Annotated in this window: 2 protein-coding genes; both read left to right on the forward strand. The window is 70.1% G+C overall.

The genetic code is table 11. From position 1 onward, the window contains the following. Positions 1-23067 (forward strand): non-ribosomal peptide synthetase, encoded by a 23067-nt coding sequence (locus D7X12_RS07305; protein WP_120624540.1) that lies wholly within the window; start codon positions 1-3, stop codon positions 23065-23067. Then, positions 23064-23522, forward strand: coding sequence for a hypothetical protein (locus D7X12_RS07310; protein WP_120624541.1), 459 nt, complete (start codon positions 23064-23066; stop codon positions 23520-23522). Before D7X12_RS07305 ends, D7X12_RS07310 begins: the two co-directional genes overlap by 4 nt. Positions 23523-23672 lie beyond the last annotated feature (150 nt).

Below are 23672 nucleotides of genomic sequence, written 5' to 3' on the forward strand. Positions count from 1 at the left end.
ATGAGCAGCAGCGACCTGTCGAAGCGAATCGCGAACCTGTCTCCGGAAAAGCGCGCGGAGCTCCTGAAGAAGCTGGCCGCGCAGAAGCTGGCCACGGGGAACACGGGTCGCGGCCTGCTGATGGCGAGGGATCGCTCGGCGCCGGCGGCGCTGTCGTTCGCGCAGCAGCGGCTGTGGTTCATCGACCAGCTGGAGCCGGGCAGCCCGCTCTACAACGTCCCGGTGGCGGTGCGGCTGGAGGGCGCGCTCGACGTGGCGGTGCTGGAGCGCTCGCTCCTGGAAGTGGTGCGGCGGCACGAGTCGCTGCGCACCACCTTCCACGGCGGTGACACCGGGCCGGTGCAGCGCTTCCTGGACACGCCCGTGCTGGAGCTGGAGCGGGTGGAGGTGACGGAGGGGGACGCGTCAGCGCGTGAGGCGGAGGCGTGGCGCCGGGTGGCGGCGGGGGCGCTGCGCCCGTTCGACCTCGCGAAGGGCCCGTTGATGCGCGGGCTGCTGGTGCGGCTGGGCGACCTGGAGCACCTGCTGCTGGTGACGATGCACCACATCGTCTCGGACGGGTGGTCGCTGGGCGTGTTGGTGCGCGAGGTGGCGGTGCTGTACGACGCCTTCGCGCGCGGACAGCCCTCGCCGCTGCCGGAGCTGGCGGTGCAGTACGCGGACTTCGCGGCCTGGCAGCGGGACACCTTGCAGGGTGCGTTGCTGGACAAGCAGCTCGGGTACTGGCGCGAGCAGCTGCACGGGGCGCCCCCTGCGCTGGAGCTGACGACGGACAAGCCGAGGCCCGCGGCGCGGAGCCTCCGTGGCGCGCGGCATGAGCTCCAGTGGTCGCGCGGGCTGATGGACGCGCTCAAGGCGCTGGGGCAGCAGGAAGGCGCCACGCTGTTCATGGTGCTGCTGGCCGGCTGGCAGACGCTGCTGTCGCGCTACTCCGGGCAGGACGACGTGAGCGTGGGGTCTCCCATGGCGGGCCGCACCCGCTCGGAGCTGGAAGGCCTCATCGGCATGTTCGTCAACACGCTGGTGCTGCGCACGCGGTTCCAGGCGGACCCTTCGTTCCAGGGGCTCCTTCGCCAGGTGCGCGAGACGCTGGTGGGGGCGACGGACAACCAGGACCTGCCCTTCGAGCGACTGGTGGAGGCGCTCCAGCCGGACCGCGGCCTGGGGCGCAGCCCCTTCTTCCAGGTGATGTTCGTGTTGCAGAACGCGCCTCGCGGCCCCGTGGCCGTGCAGGGCATGAAGCTGCACGCGATGGAGGTGGACACCCGCACGTCGAAGTTCGACCTGCTCCTGCAGCTGGCGGAGACGGAGCAGGGGCTGCGTGGCTACCTGGAATACGACACCGACCTCTTCCACGCTGCCACCCTGGCGCGGATGGCGGAGCACCTGCGCGTGCTGCTGGAGGGCGTGGCGGCGCATCCGGCGCTCCCCGTGTCGCGTCTGCCCTTGATGGGCGACGGTGAGCGCCAGCAACTCGTGGTGGAGTGGAACCGGACGACGGCCGGGTACCCGCGAGAGGTGTCTGTTCATGCGCTCTTCGCGGCGCAGGCGCGCAGGACACCGGACGCGGTGGCCCTCAAGCAGGCGCAGGATGGACGGACGCTGACGTACGGGGTGCTGGATGCCCGGGCGAACCAGCTCGCGCACCACCTGCGCGGCCTGGGCGTGACGCGGGGCACGCGGGTCGGCGTGTACGTGGAGCGCTCGTTCGAAATGGTGGTGGGGCTGCTGGCCATCCTGAAGGCGGGTGGCGCGTACGTGCCCGTGGACCGCAACTATCCGGCGGAGCGCATCGCACTGCTGCTGGAGGACGCGGGCGTCGAGGTGACGCTGACGCAGCAGGCACTCCTGGACCAGCTGCCTGCGAGCGCGGGCACACCGCTCTGCATGGACACGGCGTGGGAGGAGATGGCCCGCCAGTCGGAGACGGCGCCGGACGTGGAGGTGAACGGCGACGACCTGGCCTACGTGATGTTCACGTCGGGCAGCACGGGCCGTCCGAAGGGCGTGTGCATCCCGCACCGGGGCATCACGCGTCTGGTGTTGGGCAATGACTTCATGCGCTTCGGCGCGGACGAGGTCTGGTCGCAACTGGCGCCGGTGGCGTTCGACGCATCCACGTTGGAAGTGTGGGGCGCGCTGCTGCACGGCGCGAAGCTGGTGCTGGCGCCGCCGCACGCGCCGACGCTGGAGGAAGTGGGAACCCTGCTGAAGCAGGAGGGCATCACCACGCTGTGGCTCACGGTGGCCCTGTACGAGCAGATGGCGCTGCATCAGGCCGAAGCCCTGGCGCTGCCAAGGCAGGTGCTCTCGGGCGGCGATGTGATGCCGGTGCAGCGCATGCGCGAGCACGTGGCTCGGTTGAAGCCTGACATGTCGCTGGTGGCCGCCTACGGCCCGACGGAGAACACCACGTTCTCCACCACCCATGCGCTGCGGCAGGGCTCGGAGTTGGAGGCTTCGGTTCCCATTGGCCGTCCCATCGGGAATTCGACGGCGTACGTGCTGGATGCACACGGGGCCCTGACGGGCATCGGCATCCCGGGCGAGCTGTACGTGGGCGGAGAAGGCATCGCCTGGGGCTACCTGAACCGGCCCGAGCTCACGGCGGAGCGCTTCGTGCCGCATGGCTTCAGCACGGAGCCGGGCGCGCGGCTGTACCGCACGGGCGACAAGGCGCGATGGAAGGAGGACGGCACGCTGGAGTTCCTGGGCCGCACCGACTTCCAGGTGAAGGTGCGCGGCTTCCGCATCGAGTTGGGCGAAGTGGAAGCGGCGCTCACCCTGCACGCCAGCGTGGCGGAGGCGGTGGTGGTGGTGCGCGTGGTGGGCGCGGACAAGCAACTGGTGGGGTACGTGGTCCCGAAGGCGGGCGCGCCGCTGGATGCGATGGAGTTGAAGGCCCACCTGCGTCAGCGGCTGCCGGAGTACATGGTGCCCGCCGTCTTCATGGTGCTGGACGCGCTGCCGGTGAGCGCCAACGGCAAGGTGGATCGCAAGGTCCTGCCTCAGCCGGAGGCCCCTCGCTCGGAGCAGGAGTACGAGGCGCCGCGCACGGAGGTGGAGGCGAAGCTGGCCGCCATCTGGGCGGAGGTGCTGCGGGTGCCGCGCGTGGGCGTGCACGACAGCTTCTTCGAGCTGGGCGGGCACTCGCTGCTGGCGACCCAGGTCGTGTCCCGCGTCCGCACGGAGCTGGGCGCGGAGCTTCCGCTGCGCGCGTTGTTCGAAGCGCCCACGGTGGGGGCCCTGGCCCGGCGTCTGGAACAGGCGTCCCGACCGAGCCTGACGGCGATGCGGTCGACGGAGGGAGACCCCACCCGGCCGTTGTCCTTCGCGCAGCAGCGGCTGTGGTTCATCGACCAGCTGGAGCCGGGCAGCCCGCTCTACCATGTGCCGCTGGCGGTGCGGCTGGAGGGCATGCTGGAGGTGACCGCGCTCCAGGCGGCGCTCGACGAGGTCCTGCGCCGCCACGAGGCGTTGCGCACGACGTTCAACGTGCGCGACGGAGCGCCCGAGCAGATCGTACACCCGCCGTCCGCGATGTCCCTGGAGGTGGTGGACCTGCGCGACTTCGACGCGGGGCTCCGGGAGGATGAAGCCCGTCGGCAGGTGATGACGCAGGGACTGCGGCCCTTCGACCTGGCGCAGGGGCCTCTCGTCCGCGCGCAGTTGATCCGGCTGGACGAACGGGACCACCTGCTGGCGATCACGATGCACCACATCGTGTCGGACGGCTGGTCCCTGGGCGTGCTCGTGCGCGAGGTCGGCGCGAGCTACGCCGCGTTCGCGCAAGGACAGACACCGACGCTGCCGGAGCTGCCCGTGCAGTATCCCGACTACGCGGCCTGGCAGCGCGGCTGGCTTCAGGGCGACACGCTCGAGCGGGAAGTGGACTACTGGAAGCAGCGACTCGCGGGAGCGCCGCCGGTCCTGGAGCAGCCCACCGACTGGCCGAGGCCCGCGGTGCGGGGCCAGTCAGGCGCGATGCACTTCTTCCACTGGTCCCCCGCGCTGACGCGAGGCCTGAAGGCGCTGGCCCAGCGCGAGGGCGCCTCGCTGTACATGGTGCTGCTGGCGGGCTGGCAGGTGTTGCTGTCGCGCTACTCGGGACAGGATGACGTCAGCGTCGGTTCGCCCATCGCGGGCCGGACGCGCTCGGAGCTGGAAGGCCTCATCGGCTTCTTCGTGAACACGCTGGTGCTGCGCGCGCGCGTGGAGGGGGACCGCTCCTTCCGCGCACTGTTGAAGCAGGTGCGAGGCACGGTGCTCGAAGCCTACGAGCACCAGGACGTGCCCTTCGAGAAGCTGGTGGAAGCCCTCCAGCCCGACCGGAGCCTGAGCCATTCGCCCCTGTTTCAAACACTGCTGGCGCTGCAGAACGTGCCGCAAGGGGACCTGCGGTTGCCGGGCCTGACGCTCAAGCCGGTGGTCCTGGAGAGCCGCACCGCCAAGTTCGATCTGAGCCTCTTCTTCGTGGAAGAGGACGAAGGGCTCCGGGGAACGCTCGAGTACAGCACGGACCTGTTCAAGGCCGTGACGGTGCGCCGGATGGTGGAGCACCTGCGCGTCCTGTTGGAAGGCGCGCTGTCGCGGCCCGAGGAGTCGGTGACCCGCCTTCCGATGTCGGAGGTGCTGGAGCGCGAGCAGGTCCTCAAGGCCTGGAACCGGACGGCCGCCGAGTACCCGCGTGACGAGTCTGTTCATGCGCTCTTCGCGGCGCAGGCGCGCAGGACACCGGACGCGGTGGCCCTCAAGCAGGCGCAGGATGGACGGACGCTGACATACGGGGTGCTGGACGGCCGGGCGAACCAGCTCGCGCACCACCTGCGCGGCCTGGGCGTGACGCGGGGCACGCGGGTCGGCGTGTACGTGGAGCGCTCGTTCGAGATGGTGGTGGGGCTGCTTGCGATTCTGAAGGCGGGCGGCGCGTACGTGCCCGTGGACCGCAACTATCCGGCCGAGCGCATCGCGCTGCTGCTGGAGGACGCGGGCGTCGAGGTGACGCTGACGCAGCAGGCGCTCCTGGAGAAGCTGCCTGCGGGGGCAGGAGCACCGCTCTGCATGGACACGGCGTGGGAGGAGATGGCCCGCCAGTCGGAGACGGCGCCGGACGTGGAGGTGAACGGCGACGACCTGGCCTACGTGATGTTCACGTCGGGCAGCACGGGCCGTCCGAAGGGCGTGTGCATCCCGCACCGGGGCATCACGCGTCTGGTGTTGGGCAATGACTTCATGCGCTTCGGCGCGGACGAGGTCTGGGCGCAGCTGGCGCCGGTGGCCTTTGACGCGTCCACGTTGGAGGTGTGGGGCGCGCTGCTGCATGGCGCGAAGCTGGTGCTGGCACCGCCGCACGCGCTGACGCTGGACGAGGTGGGCGCCCTCCTGAAGCAGGAGGGCATCACTGCGCTCTGGCTGACGGCGGCGTTGTACGAGCAGATGGCCTTGCATCAGGCTGACGCCCTGGCACTGACGAGGCAGGTGCTCTCGGGCGGTGATGTGCTGCCGGTGCAGCGGATGCGCGAGCACGTGGCCCGGTTGAAGCCCGGCATGTCGCTGGTGGCCGCCTACGGCCCGACGGAGAACACCACCTTCTCCACCACCCATGCGCTGCGGCAGGGCTCGGCGCTGGAGGCTTCGGTTCCCATTGGCCGTCCCATCGGGAACTCGACCGTGTACGTGCTGGATGCGCATGGCGACACGGTGGGCGTGGGCGTGCCCGGCGAGCTGTACGTGGGCGGAGAGGGCCTCGCCTGGGGCTACCTGAACCGGCCCGAGCTCACGGCGGAGCGCTTCGTGCCGCATGGCTTCAGCACGGAGCCGGGCGCGCGGCTGTATCGCACGGGCGACAAGGCGCGATGGAAGGAGGACGGCACGTTGGAGTTCCTGGGCCGCACCGACTTCCAGGTGAAGGTGCGTGGCTTCCGCATCGAGCCCGGTGAAATCGAGGCCGCGCTCCTGGAGCACGCCAGCGTGGCGGAGGCCGCGGTGGTGGTGCGGGACGTCGGTGGAGACAAGCGGCTCGTGGCCTGGCTCGTGGCGAAGCCGGGGCAGGACCTGGACCCGAAGGCCGTGGAAGCAGCGCTGCGACAGCGGCTGCCCGAGTACATGGTCCCGTCGGCCATCGGTGTCCTGGACGCGCTGCCCCTGAGTGCCAACGGCAAGGTGGACCGCAAGGCCCTGCCCGCGTTGGACGTGCCTCAGTCGGGCGTCCACTACGAAGCACCTCGCACGAAGATGGAGGAGCGCCTTTCGGCCATCTGGGCCGAAGTGCTGCGTGTCCCCCGTGTGGGCGTGAAGGACGACTTCTTCGCGCTGGGGGGCCACTCACTCCTGGCCACGCAGGTGGCCTCACGCCTCCGTTCGGAGCTGGGCGTGGAGCTGCCGTTGCGCGCGCTGTTCGAGGCGCGGACGCTGGAGGCGCTCGCCCAGCGGCTTGAAGAGGCCGTGGGCGTGAGTTCGAAGGGTCCGCGGCCGGTGCAAGGTGACGCTCCGCGTCCGCTGTCGTTCGCACAGCAGCGGTTGTGGTTCATCGACCAGCTGGAGCCGGGCACTTCGCTCTACAACGTTCCGGTGGCGGTGCGGCTGGAGGGCACGCTGCGCCAGGAGGTGCTGGAGCAGGCGCTGCGTGAAATCATCCGTCGCCACGAGTCCCTGCGGACCACGTTCGCCGAGACGGACGCGGAGGCCGTCCAGATCATCCATCCGAGCACGGCCCTGCCGCTGGAAGTGAAGGACCTCCAGGGGCTCGGGAAGGGCGAGAGGGGAGAGGCGGCACGGCGTCTGCTTGAGCAGGAGATGCAGAATCCGTTCGACCTGAAGCAAGGGCCGCTGGTCCGAGCACGGCTGTGGAAGCTGGATGCGCAGGAGCACGTGCTCGTCATCACGATGCACCACATCGTGTCGGACGGCTGGTCGGTGGGCGTGCTCGTGCGCGAGGTGAGCGCGCTGTACGCGGCGTTCACGCAAGGGCGCCCGTCCCCGCTGCCGGAGCTGCCGGTGCAGTACGCGGACTACGCGACGTGGCAGCGGCAGGAGTTGCAGGGCGAGACGTTGCAGCGCGAGGTGGACTACTGGAAGCAGCGGCTCGTGGGCGCGCCGCCCGTGCTGGAGCTGCCCACGGACCGTCCGCGTCCGGCGGTGCGTGGCAATGCCGGTGGTACCTACCGTTTCCAATGGCCGCATGCGCTTGAGCAGGGATTGCGCGGCCTGGGCCAGCGCGAGGGCGCCTCGCTGTACATGGTGCTGCTTGCGGGCTGGCAGACCTTGATGGCGCGGTACTCGGGGCAGACGGACGTGAGCGTGGGTTCGCCCATCGCCGGACGCACGCGTTCGGAGGTGGAGGGGCTGATCGGCTTCTTCGTCAACACGCTGGTGCTGCGTGCGCAGGTGGATGGCGCCCGGTCGTTCCGGAAGTTGCTCGGGCAGGTGCGGGAGACGGTGCTGGGGGCGTACGAGCACCAGGAGGTGCCGTTCGAGAAGCTGGTGGAGGCATTGCAGCCCGAGCGAAGCCTGAGCCACACGCCGCTCTTCCAGACGATGCTCGCGGTGCAGAACATGCCCATGGAGGAGGCGAGGCTCCCGGGGCTGGTGCTCAAGCCGCTGGAGATGGAAGGCCGTACGTCGAAGTTCGACGTGAGCATCTTCTTCACGGAGACACCGCAAGGCCTGAGCGGCGCGGTGGAATACAGCACCGAGCTGTTCGAGGCCGGGACAATCCGCCGCTTGGTGGAGCACCTGCGCGTGTTGCTGGAAGGCGTGGTGGCGAAGCCGGACGAGGCGGTAGGCCGGTTGCCGCTGCTGACGGAAGGAGAGCGTCAGCAGGTGCTGGTGACGTGGAACCAGACGCAGGCGGAGTACCCGCGCGACGCGACGATTCCCCAGCTCTTCGAAGCACAGGCCCGGAAGACGCCCGACGCAGTAGCGGTCATCAGCGGAAAGCAAAGGCTGACGTATCGGGAAGTGGAGGCGAAGGCGAACCAGTTGGCGCACCGGCTGCGCAAGCTGGGCGTGGGGCCGGAGTCGCGCGTGGGCCTGTGCGTGGAGCGCACGGCGGACGTGGTGGTGGGGACGCTGGGCATTCTCAAGGCCGGCGGCGCGTACGTGCCGCTGGACCCCAGCTATCCGAAGGAGCGCCTGGGATGGCTGCTGGAGGATGCGCAGGGCCCGGCCCTGGTAGCGCATTCGCACCTGCTGGAGTCACTGCCGGCCTTCACCGCGCAGGCCGTGTGCCTGGACACAGACGCAACGTTGGCAACGGAGTCAGACAGGCCGCTGGACACCCAGGTGCAGCCGGAGAATGTGGCGTACCTCATCTACACCTCGGGCAGCACGGGCCGCCCGAAGGGCGTGGCGGTGACGCACCGGAACGCCGTGGCCTTCCTGGCGTGGGCGCAGGAGACGTTCGAGGAGGAGGAGACGAAGGCCGTGCTGGCGGCGACGTCCCTCAACTTCGACCTGTCGGTGTTCGAGCTGTTCGCGCCGTTGGTACGGGGCGGCAGTGTGGTGGTGGTGCGCAACGCACTGCACCTCGCCGAAGAGAAGGTGGAAGCCGAAGTCACGCTGATCAACACGGTGCCGTCGGCGATGGCGCAGCTGGTGCGACTGGGTGCGGTGCCCCCGTCGGTGCGCGTGGTGAACCTCGCAGGCGAAGCGCTGCCGGAGACGCTGGCGAAGCAGGTCTACGGTGTCTCCACGGTGCGCAAGCTCTTCAACCTCTACGGTCCGTCCGAGGACACCACCTACTCAACGTGGTCGCTGGTGGGACGCGAGGAAGTGCCGAACATCGGCCGGCCGCTTACCAATACACGCGCGTACGTGCTGGACGCGTACCTGCAACCCGTACCGGTGGGTGTGGCGGGAGAGCTGTACCTCGCGGGTGAAGGCCAGGCGCGCGGCTACCTGCTGCGGCCAGAGCTCACAGCGGAGAAGTTCCTGCCGGAACTCCATGGCCCCTCGGGCAGCCGGATGTACCGCACGGGAGACCGGGTGCGGTACCGGGCGGACGGCGTGCTGGAGTACCTGGGGCGCGTGGACTTCCAGGTGAAGGTGCGAGGCTTCCGCATCGAGCTGGGAGAGGTGGAGTCCGCCCTGCGCCAGCAGGACGCCGTGAAGGACGCAGTGGTCGTGGCGAAGGGGGAGGGCGCGGAGAAGCGCCTCGTCGCCTACGTCGCGGCGAAGGCAGACGCCACGCTGGAAGCGGAGGCCCTGAAGGCAACCCTGCGCCAGCGGTTGCCGGAATACATGGTGCCCGGGACGGTGGTGGTGCTGGAAGCACTGCCGCTGAATGCCAACGGAAAGGTGGACCGCAAGGCCCTGCCGGAGCCGGAGGCCCCCCAGGCTGGCAGTGCCTACGAAGCGCCGCGCACCGCGCTGGAATCCCAGCTGGCGGCCATCTGGGCCGAAGTGCTGCGAATCCCCCAGGTAGGCGTGAAGGACAACTTCTTCGCGCTGGGCGGTCACTCACTCCTGGCAACGCAGGTGGTGTCACGGATCCGAGTGGAGGTGGGGGTCGAACTGCCCCTGCGCGCACTCTTCGAAGCGCCCACGCTGCAAGCCCTTGCCCAGCGCGTGGAGAAGGCCAGCGGCTCGCGCACTCCGGCCCCGCGCCACATCCCGGAAGACACGGGGCTGCCCCTGTCCTTCGCGCAGCAGCGACTGTGGTTCATCGACCAGTTGGAGCCGGGCACGGCGCTCTACAACATGCCCGTCGCGGTGCGCCTCGAAGGCGACCTGGACTCCGCGGCACTGGAGCAAGCCCTGCGCGAGGTCGTGCGCCGTCATGACTCCCTGCGCACCACTTTCGAGGAGCAGTCCGGCCAGGCCATCCAGGTCATCCATCCCGACCTGACGCTCGAACTGGCGCGCGTGGACCTGCGGAACGCCGACGCATCCCAGCGAGAGGCCGAGGCCCGCCGATGCATCGATCAGGAGATGATGCGGCCCTTCGACCTGGTGCGCGGGCCGCTGATCCGCGCGCGGTTGTTCACGCTCGGCGAGCGAGAGCACGTGCTCGTCATCACGATGCACCACATCGTGTCGGACGGGTGGTCGCTGAGCGTGCTGGTGCGCGAGATGGGCGCGCTGTACGCGGCCTTCTCCACGGGGCGTCCCTCGCCCCTGCCGGAGCTGCCGGTGCAGTACGCGCGCTACGCGGCGTGGCAGCGCAGCTGGCTCCAGGGTGACGCGCTGGCGCGACAGGTTGGCTATTGGAAGCAGAAGCTCGCGGGCGCGCCGCCCATGCTGGAGCTGCCCACGGACCGTCCGCGCCCGTCCGAGCGCAGCATCACGGGTGCGACCCACGCCTTCCCCCTGTCCCGGCCGCTGGTGGAGGGGCTCAAGTCCCTGGCCCATCGCGAGGGCGCGTCGCTGTACATGGTGCTGCTTGCGGGCTGGCAGACCTTGATGGCGCGCTACTCGGGACAGGATGACGTCAGCGTGGGTTCGCCCATTGCGGGCCGGACGCGCTCGGAGCTGGAAGGCCTCATCGGCTTCTTCGTCAACACGCTGGTGCTGCGTGCCCAGGTGGACGGCGCCCTGCCGTTCCGGAAGCTGCTCGGGCAGGTGCGGGAGACGGTGCTGGAGGCGTACGAGCACCAGGAGGTGCCGTTCGAGAAGCTGGTGGAAGCGCTCCAGCCCGAACGCAGCCTGAGCCATACGCCGCTCTTCCAGACGATGCTGACGCTCCAGAACGTCCCCATGGGAGAGCTGCGGCTGCCGGGCCTGGCACTCAAGCCGGTGGACCTGGAGAGCCCCATCGCGAAGTTCGACCTGAGCGTGACGCTCATGGAGACGCCGCGAGGAATGACAGGCGTCCTGGAGTACAGCACCGCGCTGTTCGACGCGGGCACCGTGCAGCGGATGGCCCTCCACCTGACGACGCTGCTCGAAGGCCTCGTGGCCCATCCCACCGAGCGCGTCGCCCGACTGCCGCTGCTGTCCGCCGAAGAGCGCGCGCAGGTGGTCTCCACCTGGAACGACACGCGGGTGTCCGTGCCCTGGGACGGGTGCTTCCACGAGTGCGTGGAGACGCAAGCGCGGGTCGCGCCCGGCCGGCTCGCCGTCCTGGACGGCACGGTGCGGCTGGACTTCGAGGCGCTCAACGCACGCGCCAACCAGCTTGCCCACTGGTTGCGCGAGCGCGGCGTGGGGCCCGAGGTGCGCGTGGCGCTCTTCCTGGAGCGTTCGGTGGACCTGGTGGTGGCGGCACTCGGCGTGATGAAGGCCGGCGGTGCCTACGTGCCGTTGGATCCGGCATGGCCCTCCGAGCGGCTGGGGTGGCTCGCGAAGGACTGCGGTGCGCGCTGGGTGCTCACGCAGCGCAAGCTCGCCAGGGCACTCCCGGAGGGGCTGGAGACCCTGTGCCTGGATGACGTGGCAGCGCGCGAGGCGCTGGAGCGGCAGTCGCGTGACAACCCGGTCCGCCTGAGCCTCCCGACGCATCTGGCGTATGTCATCTACACGTCGGGCAGCACGGGGCGCCCCAAGGGCGTGATGGTGCAGCACGCGTCGATGATGAACCTGCGCGCCGCGCTCCGGATCAGGGTGTTCGCGGGCATCGCGGAGCCGGTCCGGGTGAGCTTCAACGCGCCCCTGGCGTTCGACGCCTCGGTCCAGCAGTTGGTGCAGCTGGCGGACGGACACGCGCTCTGCATCGTGCCGGCCGACGTGCGTGAGGACGTCGCGCGCACGGCGGCGTGGTTGGAGGAACAGGAGGTGGACGTCCTCGACTGCACGCCAGCGCACCTGCGCCTGCTGCTGGACGAAGGACTGGGCACGCGCCGGCCGATGCGCGTCCTGGTGGGCGGCGAGGCCGTGGACGAGGCGCTGTGGGCGCGGCTCGCGGCGCTCCCGGGGCTCAAGGCCTTCAACGTGTACGGACCCACGGAGTGCACCGTGGACGTCACGGCGCGCGCCATCGCGATGGACACGGCGCGCCCGGTGCTGGGCCGGCCGCTGGCAAACATACAGGCCTACGTGCTGGACCCCGAACTGCAACCGGTGCCGGTCGGTGTGCCGGGGGAGCTGTACCTCGGTGGCGAAGGGCTCGCGCGGGGGTACCTGGAGCGGCCCGAGCTGTCGGCGGAGCGCTTCGTGCCAGACAGCCTGGGTTCGCAGCCGGGTGGACGGCTGTACCGCACGGGAGACCGCGTGCGGTGGCTGGCCTCCGGGGAGCTGGAGTACCTGGGCCGCCTGGACTTCCAGGTGAAGCTGCGGGGCTTCCGCATCGAACTGGGCGAGGTGGAGACGGCGCTGTCGCAACAGCCCGGCGTGAGCGAGGCCGTGGTGCTCGTGCGAGGAGACGGCGCTGACAAGCGGCTCGTCGGCTACGTCGTGGCGAAGGAGGGCCACGCGCTGGAGGCGGACACGCTGCGAAGCGGCCTGCGACAGGGCATGCCCGAGTACATGGTGCCCGCGGCGCTGGTGGTGCTGGAGGCGCTGCCGCTCAACGCCAACGGCAAGGTGGACCGCAAGGCCCTGCCAGAACCGGAGGCGCCTCGGGCGGGCAGCACCTACGAGGCACCGCGCACGGAGGTGGAGGGGAAGCTCGCGGCCATCTGGGCGGAGGTGTTGCGAGTGGAGCGCGTGGGGGTGAAGGACAACTTCTTCGCGCTCGGTGGACACTCGCTGCTGGCGACGCAGGTGGTGTCACGCATCCGCACGCAGCTGGGCCACGAGATGCCGCTGCGGCTGCTGTTCGAGGCGCCGACGGTGGAAGCGCTCGCGCTGCGGCTCTCGGAGGCGGGCCGTTCGGGTGTCCCAGCGCTGGTCGCGCGCAGTCGCCTGGTGTCGGCGCCGCTATCGGTGCCGCTGTCGTTCGCGCAGCAGCGGCTGTGGCTCATCGATCAGCTGGAGCCGGGAAGCCCGCTCTACAACGTGCCGGTGGCGGTCCGGTTGGAGGGCGACCTGGACGCGGGGGCGTTGGAGCGTGCGCTGCACGAGGTCGTGCGCCGACACGAAGCCCTGCGCACCACCTTCTCCGAGGAGGGCGGTCAGCCCGTCCAGCGCATCCATGACGTGGTGGATGCGCCGTTGACGTCCGTGGACCTCGTCTCCTTCGGCGCGGCACGCGAGACGGAAGCCCGACGCCGGGTGGCGTTGGAGCTGGCCTGGCCGTTCGACCTGAAGCAGGGGCCGCTGCTGAGGGCCCTGCTGTTGCGCCTGGACGCGCGCGAGCACGTGCTCGTCGTCACGATGCACCACGCGGTGTCCGACGGTTGGTCGGTGAGCGTGCTGATCCGCGAAGTCGTCGCGCTGTACGACGCGCTGACGCGAGGACAGCCGTGGACCCTGCCGGAGCTGCCGGTGCAGTACGCGGACTACGCGGTCTGGCAGCGCGACTGGCTGCGCGGTGAGGCGTTGCAGCGGGAGGTGGACTACTGGAAGCGGCAGCTCGTGGGAGCCCCGCCGGTGCTGGAGTTGCCCACGGACCGTCCTCGTCCAGCGATGCGAGGCAATGCGGGCGCGACGCGTGGCTTCCTCCTTTCGCCGGAGCTGTCGCAGGGATTGAAGGACCTGGCGCAGCAAGAGGGCGCGTCGCTCTTCATGGTGCTGCTGGCGGGTTGGCAGGCCTTGCTGGCGCGCTACTCCGGGCAGGAGGACCTCAGCGTGGGGTCGCCCATCGCGGGGCGCACACGCTCGGAGCTGGAAGGCCTCATCGGCTTCTTCGTCAACACGCTGGTGCTGCGTGCGCAGGTGGATGGCGCCCGGTCGTTCCGGAAGTTGCTCGGGCAGGTGCGGGAGACGGTGCTGGGGGCGTACGAGCACCAGGAGGTGCCGTTCGAGAAGCTGGTGGAGGCATTGCAGCCCGAGCGAAGCCTGAGCCACACGCCGCTCTTCCAGACGATGCTCGCGGTGCAGAACATGCCCATGGAGGAGGCGAGGCTCGCGGGGCTGGTGTTGAAGCCCGTGGAGCTGAGCGCGGGGACATCGAAGTTTGACGTGAGCGTCTTCTTCACGGAGACACCGCAGGGTCTGAGCGGCGGGATGGAGTACAGCACCGAGCTGTTCGAGGCCGGCACCATCCAGCGGATGGTGGAGCACCTGCGCGTGTTGCTGGAAGGCGTGGTGGCGAAGCCGGACGAGGCGGTAGGCCGGTTGCCGCTGCTGACGGAAGGAGAGCGTCAGCAGGTGCTGGTGACGTGGAACCAGACGCAGGCGGAGTACCCGCGCGACGCGACGATTCCCCAGCTCTTCGAAGCACAGGCCCGGAAGACGCCTGAAGCCATCGCGGTGGTCAGTGGCAAACAGCGACTGACGTACCGGGAGGTGGAGGCGAAGGCGAACCAGTTGGCGCACCGGCTGCGCAAGCTGGGCGTGGGGCCGGAGTCGCGCGTAGGCCTGTGCGTGGAGCGCACGGTGGACGTAGTGGTCGGGACGCTGGGCATTCTCAAGGCCGGCGGCGCGTATGTGCCGCTGGACCCCAGCTATCCGAGGGAGCGCCTGGGCTGGCTGCTGGAGGATGCGCAGGGCCCGGCCCTGGTAGCGCATTCGCACCTGCTGGAGTCACTGCCGGCCTTCACCGCGCAGGCCGTGTGCCTGGACCGTGACGAGGCCCTGGCTGAGGAGCCCACTTCGCCGGTGTCCGTGGGAGTTCAGCCGGAGAACGTGGCGTACCTCATCTACACGTCGGGAAGCACGGGCCGCCCGAAGGGCGTGGCGGTGACGCACCGGAACGCCGTGGCCTTCCTGACGTGGGCGCAGGAGACGTTCGAAGAGGGAGAGACGAAGGCCGTGCTGGCGGCAACGTCCCTCAACTTCGACCTGTCGGTGTTTGAGCTGTTCGCGCCGCTGGTCCGGGGCGGCAGCGTGGTGGTGGTGCGCAACGCGCTGCAGCTGGCGGAGGCTCCGCTCGAAGCGGAGGTGACGCTGATCAACACGGTGCCGTCGGCGATGGCGCAGCTGGTGCGACTGGGAGCGGTGCCCCCGTCGGTGCGCGTGGTGAACCTCGCGGGCGAAGCGCTGCCAGAGACGCTGGCGAAGCAGGTGTATGGCGTGCCGTCGGTGCGCAAGCTGTACAACCTCTACGGCCCGTCCGAGGACACCACCTACTCAACGTGGTCACTGGTGGGGCGTGAGGAAGTGCCGAACATCGGCCGTCCCTTGGCGAACACGCGTGCGTACGTGCTGGATGCGTACCTGCAACCGGTACCCGTGGGCGTAGCCGGCGAGCTGTACCTCGCGGGTGAAGGCCAGGCGCGCGGCTACCTGCTGCGGCCGGACCTCACGGCGGAGAAGTTCCTGCCGGAAGTGCACGGCCCCGCGGGCAGTCGCATGTACCGCACGGGAGACCGGGTGCGGTACCGGGCGGACGGCGTGCTGGAGTACCTGGGGCGCGTGGACTTCCAGGTGAAGGTGCGAGGCTTCCGCATCGAGCTGGGAGAGGTGGAGTCCGCCCTGCGCCAGCAGGACGCCGTGAAGGATGCAGTGGTCGTGGCGAGGGGGGAGGGCGCGGAGAAGCGCCTCGTCGCCTACGTCGCGGCGAAGGCCGGAGTGACGCTGGAGGCGGAGCCGCTGAAGGCAAACCTGCGCCAGCGGTTGCCGGAGTACATGGTGCCCGGGACGGTGGTGGTGCTGGAAGCACTGCCGCTGAATGCCAACGGAAAGGTGGACCGCAAGGCCCTGCCGGAGCCGGAGGCGCCGCAGTCCGGCAGCACCTACGAAGCGCCGCGCACGCAGCTGGAGTCCCAGCTGGCGGCCATCTGGGCCGAAGTGCTGCGTGTCCCCCAGGTAGGCGTGAGGGACAACTTCTTCGCGCTGGGCGGTCACTCACTCCTGGCAACGCAGGTGGTGTCACGGATCCGAGTGGAGGTGGGAGTCGAACTGCCCCTGCGCGCACTCTTCGAAGCGCCCACGCTGCAAGCCCTTGCCCAGCGCGTGGAGAAGGCCAGCGGCTCGCGCACTCCAGCCCCGCGCCACATCCCGGAAGACACGGGGCTGCCCCTGTCCTTCGCACAGCAGCGGCTGTGGTTCATCGACCAATTGGAGCCGGGCACGGCGCTCTACAACATGCCCGTCGCGGTGCGCCTCGAAGGCGACCTGGACTCCGCGGCACTGGAGCAGGCCCTGCGCGAAGTCGTGCGCCGTCATGACTCCCTGCGCACCACCTTCGAGGAGCAGTCCGGCCAGGCCATCCAGGTCATTCATCCCGACCTGACGCTCGAACTGGCGCGCGTGGACCTGCGGAACGTCGATGCATCCCAGCGAGAGGCCGAGGCCCGGCGACAGATTGAGCAGGAGATGATGCGGCCCTTCGACCTGGTGCGCGGGCCGTTGATCCGCGCGCGGTTGTTCACGCTCGGCGAGCGTGAGCACGTGCTCGTCATCACGATGCACCACATCGTGTCGGACGGGTGGTCACTGGGCGTGCTGGTGCGTGAGATGGGCGCGCTGTACGCGGCCTTCTCCACGGGGCGTCCCTCGCCCCTGCCGGAGCTGCCGGTGCAGTACGCGCGCTACGCGGCGTGGCAGCGCGGCTGGCTCCAGGGCGACGCGCTGGCGCGACAGGTCGGCTATTGGAAGCAGAAGCTCGCGGGCGCGCCGCCCATGCTGGAGCTGCCCACGGACCGTCCGCGTCCGTCCGTGCAGAGCATCACGGGCGCGACCTACGCCTTCCCCCTGTCCCGGCCGCTGGTGGAGGGGCTCAAGTCCCTGGCCCATCGAGAGGGCGCGTCCCTCTTCATCGTGCTGCTCGCGGGCTGGCAGGTGTTGCTGTCGCGCTACTCCGGCCAGACGGACCTCAGCGTGGGAGCGCCCATCGCGGGGCGCACACGCTCGGAGCTGGAGGGCCTCATCGGCTTCTTCGTCAACACGCTGGTGTTGCGGACGAACGTGGACGGGCGCGCGTCCTTCCGCGACCTGCTCGCCCAGGTGCGCGAGACAGTGCTGGAGGCGTACGAGCACCAGGAGGTGCCGTTCGAGAAGCTGGTGGAAGCGCTCCAGCCCGAACGCAGCCTGAGCCACACGCCGCTCTTCCAGACGATGCTGACGCTCCAGAACGTCCCCATGGGAGAGCTGCGGTTGCCGGGCCTGGCGCTCAAGCCGGTGGACCTGGAGAGCCCCATCGCGAAGTTCGACCTGAGCGTGACGCTCATGGAGACGCCGCGAGGAATGACAGGCGTCCTGGAGTACAGCACGGCGTTGTTCGACGCGGGCACCGTGCAGCGGATGGCCCTCCACCTGACGACGCTGCTCGAAGGCCTCGTGGCCCATCCCACCGAGCGCGTCGCCCGGCTGCCGCTGCTGTCCGCCGAAGAGCGCGCGCAGGTGGTCTCCACCTGGAACGACACGCGGGTGTTCGTGCCCTGGGAGGGCTGCTTCCACGAGTGCGTGGAGACGCAAGCGCGGGTCGCGCCCGGCCGGCTCGCGGTCCTGGACGGCACGGTGCGGCTGGACTTCGAGGCGCTCAACGCACGCGCCAACCAGCTTGCCCACTGGCTGCGCCAGCGCGGCGTGGGGCCCGAGGTGCGCGTGGCGCTCTTCCTGGAGCGCTCGGTGGACCTGGTGGTGGCGGCGCTCGGCGTGATGAAGGCCGGCGGTGCCTACGTGCCGTTGGATCCGGCATGGCCCTCCGAGCGGCTGGGCTGGCTCGCGAAGGACTGCGGTGCGCGCTGGGTGCTCACGCAGCGCAAGCTCGCCGGGGCACTCCCGGAGGGGTTGGAGACCCTGTGCCTGGACGACGCGGGAGCGCGCGAGGCGCTGGAGCGGCAGTCGCGTGACAACCCGGTCCGCCTGAGCCTCCCGACGCATCTGGCGTATGTCATCTACACCTCGGGCAGCACGGGGCGCCCCAAGGGCGTGATGGTGCAGCACGCATCGATGATGAACCTGCGTGCCGCGCACAAAGTGACGACGCTCGCGGGCATCACGGAGCCGGTTCGGGTGGGCTTCAACGCGCCCCTGGCGTTCGACGCCTCGGTCCAGCAGTTGGTGCAACTGGCGGACGGACACACGCTCTGCGTCGTGCCGGCCGACGTGCGTGAGGACGTCGCGCGCACGGCGGCGTGGTTGGAGGAACAGGAGGTGGACGTCCTCGACTCCACGCCAGCGCACCTGCGCTTACTGCTGGACGAAGGACTGGGCACGCGCCGGCCGATGCGCGTCTTGGTGGGCGGCGAGGCCGTGGACGAGGCGCTGTGGACGCGGCTCGCGGCGCTCCCGGGGAGCAAGGCCTTCAACGTGTACGGACCCACGGAGTGCACCGTGGACGTCACCGCGCGCGCCATCGCGATGGACACGGCGCGCCCGGTGCTGGGCCGGCCGCTGGCCAACATGCAGGCCTACGTGCTGGACCCCGAACTGCAACCGGTGCCGGTCGGTGTGCCGGGGGAACTGTACGTCGGCGGTGCGGGTCTCGCGCGGGGGTACCTGGAGCGGCCCGAGCTTTCGGCGGAGCGCTTCGTGCCAGACGGCCTGGGGCCGCAGCCGGGCGGACGGCTGTACCGCACGGGAGACCGCGTGCGGTGGCTGGCCTCCGGGGAGCTGGAGTACCTGGGCCGCCTGGACTTCCAGGTGAAGCTGCGGGGCTTCCGCATCGAGCTGGGCGAGGTGGAGACGGCGCTGGCGCAGCAGCCCGGCGTGAGCGAGGCCGTGGTGCTCGTGCGCGGAGAGGGGGGCGACAAGCGGCTCGTCGGCTACGTCGTGGCGAAGGAGGGCCACGCGCTGGACGTGGACACGCTGCGAAGCGGCCTGCGACAGGGCATGCCCGAGTACATGGTGCCCGCGGCGCTGGTGGTGCTGGAGGCGCTGCCGCTCAACGCCAACGGCAAGGTGGACCGCAAGACCCTGCCAGAACCGGAGGCGCCTCGGGCGGGCAGCACGTACGAAGCGCCGCGCACGGAGGTGGAGGGGAAGCTCGCGGCCATCTGGGCGGAGGTGTTGCGAGTGGAGCGCGTGGGGGTGAAGGACAACTTCTTCGCGCTCGGTGGACACTCGCTGCTGGCGACGCAGGTGGTGTCACGCATCCGCACGCAGCTGGGCCACGAGATGCCGTTGCGCCTGCTGTTCGAGGCGCCCACGGTGGAAGCGCTCGCGTCGCGGCTCTCGCAGGTGGGCCGCTCAGGGGGCCCGGCGCTGGTGGCGCGGAGTCGTCCGGCGTCGGTGCCCCTGTCGTTCGCGCAGCAGCGACTGTGGTTCATCGACCAGCTGGAGCCGGGCACGGCGCTCTACAACATGCCCGTGGCGGTGCGCCTGGAAGGCGAGCTGAACACCCCGGCGCTGGCGCAGGCCCTGGGCGAAGTCGTGCGCCGGCACGAAGCCCTGCGCACCACGTTCGCCGTGGGGAATGCCGAACCGGTCCAGCGGATCTCCTCCGCTGGAGCCTTCTCGCTGACCACGGAGGATCTGAGCACGACGTCCGCGGAGGCGCGTGAGAGGACGGTTCGGAGGCGGGTGGAGCAGGAGGTGCTGCGGCCCTTCGACCTGGAGCACGGGCCGCTGTTCCGGGCCCTGGTGCTGAAGCTGGACGCGCGGGAGCACGTCCTCGTCGTCACGATGCACCACATCGTGTCGGACGGGTGGTCGCTGAGCGTGCTCGTCCGGGAAGTGGGGATGCTCTACGCGGCCTTCGTGCAGGGGCAGCCGTCTCCGCTTCCGGAGCTGCCCGTGCAGTACGCGGATTACGCCGCATGGCAGCGCGGCTGGTTGCAGGGGGCGACGCTCCAGCGGGAAGTGGACTACTGGAAGCGCAAGCTCTCCGGAGCGCCGCAGGTGCTCGAATTGCCCACGGACCGTCCGCGTCCGGCGGTGCGCGGCAATGCGGGCGCGACGCTCGGCTTCACCCTTCCGCGCGAGCTGGCCGGGAAGCTGCGGAGCCTGGCCCAGCGTGAAGGGGCCTCGCTGTACATGGTGTTGCTCGCGGGCTGGCAGGTGTTGCTGTCGAAGTACTCCGGGCAGGACGACATCAGCGTCGGCTCCCCCATCGCGGGCCGCACCCGCAGGGAAGTGGAGGGACTGATCGGCTTCTTCGTCAACACGCTGGTGCTGCGTGCCCAGGTGGACGCAGCCCGGTCGTTTCAGCAGTTGCTCGGGCAGGTGCGGGAGACGGTCCTGGAGGCGCAGGAGCACCAGGACGTGCCGTTCGAAAAGCTGGTGGAAGCGCTCCAGCCCGAGCGCAGCCGAGGCCACACGCCGCTCTTCCAGACGCTGCTGGCGCTCCAGAACCTGCCCGTGGGCGAAGCGCAACTGCCGGGCCTGACGCTCAAGCCCGTGGAGCTGGAAGGCGGCACGTCGAAGTTCGACCTGAGCGTCTTCTTCGTGGAGACCCCGGACGGGCTCAGCGGCGTGCTGGAATACAGCACCGACCTGTTTGAAGCCGCGACGGTGCGCCGGATGGCGGACCACCTGCGCGTGCTCCTGGAGTCCGTGCTGGAACACCCCGAAGCCCCGGTGAGCCGGCTGTCGATGCTGGATGTCACCGAGCGCCGTCAGGTCGTCGAGGACAGGAACCGGACGGCGGTGCAGTACCCGCGTACCACGTCGGTGCACGCGCGGTTCGAGGCCCAGGCAGGGAAGACGCCCGACGCGGTGGCGCTGAAGCTCGCGGAAGGGGAGGGGACGCTGACGTACGCGGCGCTGGACGCGAAGGCGAACCAGCTCGCGCACCACCTGCGCACCCTGGGTGTGAAGCGGGGCACGCGGGTGGGTGTCTATGTGGAGCGCTCGTTCGACATGGTGGTGGGCCTGCTGGCCATCCTGAAGGCCGGCGGCGCGTACGTCCCGGTGGACCGCAACTACCCGGCCGAGCGCATCGCCATGCTGCTGGAGGATGCGGGCGTCGGGGTGACGCTGACGCAGCAGTCGCTCCTGGCGAAGCTGCCTGCGAGCGCGGGCACCCCGCTCTGCGTGGACACGGCGTGGGATGACCTCCGCCGCCACCCGGAGACAGCAACCGGCGTGGAAGTGGACGGAGATGACCTGGCCTACGTGATGTTCACGTCCGGCAGCACGGGCCGCCCGAAGGGCGTGTGCATCCCGCACCGGGGCATCACGCGCCTGGTGTTGGGCAATGACTTCATGCGCTTCAGCGCGGAGGAGGTCTGGCTGCAACTGGCGCCCGTGGCCTTCGACGCGGCGACGCTGGAGGTGTGGGGCGCGCTGCTGCACGGCGCGAAGCTCGTGCTCGCACCCCCGCATGCCCTGACGCTGGAGGAAGTGGGCGCGCTGCTGACAAAGGAGCGCATCAGCGCGCTGTGGCTGACGGCGGCCCTGTACGAGCAGATGGCACTGCATCAGGCCGAAGCGCTGGCGGGAGTGGAGCAGGTGCTGGCGGGGGGCGACGTGCTGCCCGCGCAGCGCGTGCGCGAGCACCTGAAGCGATTGCCCGAAGGCGCGGTGCTGGTGAATGGGTACGGCCCCACGGAGAACACCACGTTCTCCACGACGCACACGCTGACGAGGCACAGCGCGGTGGAGACCGCGGTGCCCATTGGCAGGCCCCTCGGGAACTCCACGGCGTACGTGCTGGATCCGCACGGCGACGCGGTGGGCGTGGGCGTGCCCGGTGAGCTGTACGTGGGCGGAGAGGGGCTCGCGTGGGGCTACCTCGACCGTCCGGACCTCACGGCGGAGCGCTTCGTGCCGCATGGCTTCAGCACGGAGCCGGGCGCACGGCTGTACCGCACGGGCGACAAGGCCCGCTGGAAGGAGGACGGCACGCTGGAGTTCCTGGGCCGCACCGACTTCCAGGTGAAGGTGCGGGGCTTCCGCATCGAGCCCGGTGAAATCGAGGCCGCGCTCCTGGAGCACGCCAGCGTGGCGGAGGCCGCGGTGGTGGTGCGAGACGTCGGCGGGGACAAGCGGCTCGTGGCCTACGTGGTGTCGAAGCCCGGACAGGATCTGGATCCGAAGGCCGTGGAAGCCTCACTGCGACAGCGGCTGCCCGAGTACATGGTGCCGTCGGCCCTGGGCGTGCTGAACGCGCTGCCCTTGAGCGCCAACGGCAAGGTGGACCGCAAGGCGCTGCCCGCGCTGGAGGTCTCCGCCACCCAGGCCGAGGACTTCCTCGCCCCCCGGGACGAACTGGAGTCGCAGCTCGCGACGGTGTGGGAAGAGGTCCTCGGCGTGCAGCCCGTCGGCGTGCGCACCAGCTTCTTCGCGCTCGGAGGCCACTCGCTGCTCGCGGTGCGCATGGTGGCCGTGTTGCGCGAACGCCTGGGCCGACACGTGCCCCTGGCCGCGCTCTTCCAACACCCCACGGTGGAAGCGCTGGCGAAGCTGCTGCGCGACGAGGCGGGGGCGTGGTCGCCGCTCGTCCCGCTGGAGCAGGGTGACGCGGGTCGCCGGCCCCTGTTCCTCGTGCATCCCGGTGGCGGCAACGTGCTCGCGTACCCGGAGCTGGCGCGGCGACTGGGCCCGGGCCAACCCGTCATCGGCATCCAGGCGCGAGGCCTCCAGGCCGGCCAGTCCGTGGTGGAGACCGTGGAGGAGATGGCCGCCCTGTACCTGGGCGCCATCCGCGCCGAACAACCCGAGGGCCCCTACCTCCTCGCCGGCTGGTCGCTCGGCGGTGTCATCGCCTACGAGATGGCCCGGCAGCTGCGAGCGCAGGGGCAGGCCGTGGGGCTGCTGGCGCTCGTGGACGCCTTCGTGCCCGGGGTGCAGGCACCCTCCGACGAGGCCCGGACGGAGGACCCCGACGGCCGCGTGCGCGTCGCCTTCGCCCAGACGGTGGCCCAGGCCTTCTCACTGACGCTGCCCGTGTCCGACGAGGCCCTGGCGCGCCTGGACGACGAAGCAATGCTGGGAATGCTCCTGACCCTGGGCGTCCAGGCCCGCCTCCTGGAGGAGGCCACGGGCCGCGAGCAACTGCGCGCCCTGTTCCGCGTCTACCAGGCCAACCTCCGCGCCATGGACCGCTACGTGCCCGGTCCCTACGAGGGCCCGGCGCTGCTGCTCGCCGCCACGGAGGCCACCCCCACGACGGGCGTGCCCCGCCACCGGGGCTGGGCGCCGTGGGTGCGGGGGGGGCTGGACGTGAGGGACGTTGCTGGGGGACACCACCAGCTCATGCAGGAGCCGTACGTGCAACACGTGGCCGCGCTGTTGCGCGAGGCCCTGGAGGACAAATCATGACCGTTGAAACACAACCGACATCCAGCGGGGGCTCGCCTTGGCCCAACCGCCTCATCCTGGCCGTGTACTTCGTGTGCTTCTCGGTCGGATCCCTGGCCCACATCGCGCAGGCGGTGATGGTCGGCTTCTTCGCCAATGATCCCGTGAACCCCCTGCCCATGGGGTTCGTCTACGTCAACGAGCTGTTCACCTTCCTGAACCCGCTCACCATCGTGCTGCTCATCTTCAAGCGGCGCGCGGGCATCATCTCCGCGCTCGCCGTGGTGGGGCTCGTGTTCGCCCTCAACCTGGCGCTGATGGCCTGGCTGTGGACCACCCAGGAGAAGCTCCACATCGTCTGGCTCTACCTGAACGGCACCATGGGCCTGTTCATGCTCTTCACCGCGAAGCGCCTGTGGCGGGCCGCCCCCCCGGAGAAGGCCCTCCCACCTGCCACCACCCCGAGTACGACCTAGCGCCCGTCCCCTCGGAAGGCCCCCCGGGCGACCCCGGGTTTCCCTCTGGGGAATCCTCGCGACATCACCTGCCCTTGAGAAAGGGCGGGCCGGCCGTTATAAGCCCCAACCCCACTACAACGCTGGACCTCCCACCCGTCAGGGGTGGGG

This window comes from Corallococcus sicarius (genome assembly GCF_003611735.1).
Classification (GTDB): Bacteria; Myxococcota; Myxococcia; order Myxococcales; family Myxococcaceae; genus Corallococcus; species Corallococcus sicarius.

Bases quoted from the DNA above. Each gene is read 5' to 3' on its own strand.
- D7X12_RS07310 (WP_120624541.1), top strand. From the start codon at position 23,064: ATGACCGTTGAAACACAACCGACATCCAGCGGGGGCTCGCCTTGGCCC.
- D7X12_RS07305 (WP_120624540.1), top strand. From the start codon at position 1: ATGAGCAGCAGCGACCTGTCGAAGCGAATCGCGAACCTGTCTCCGGAA.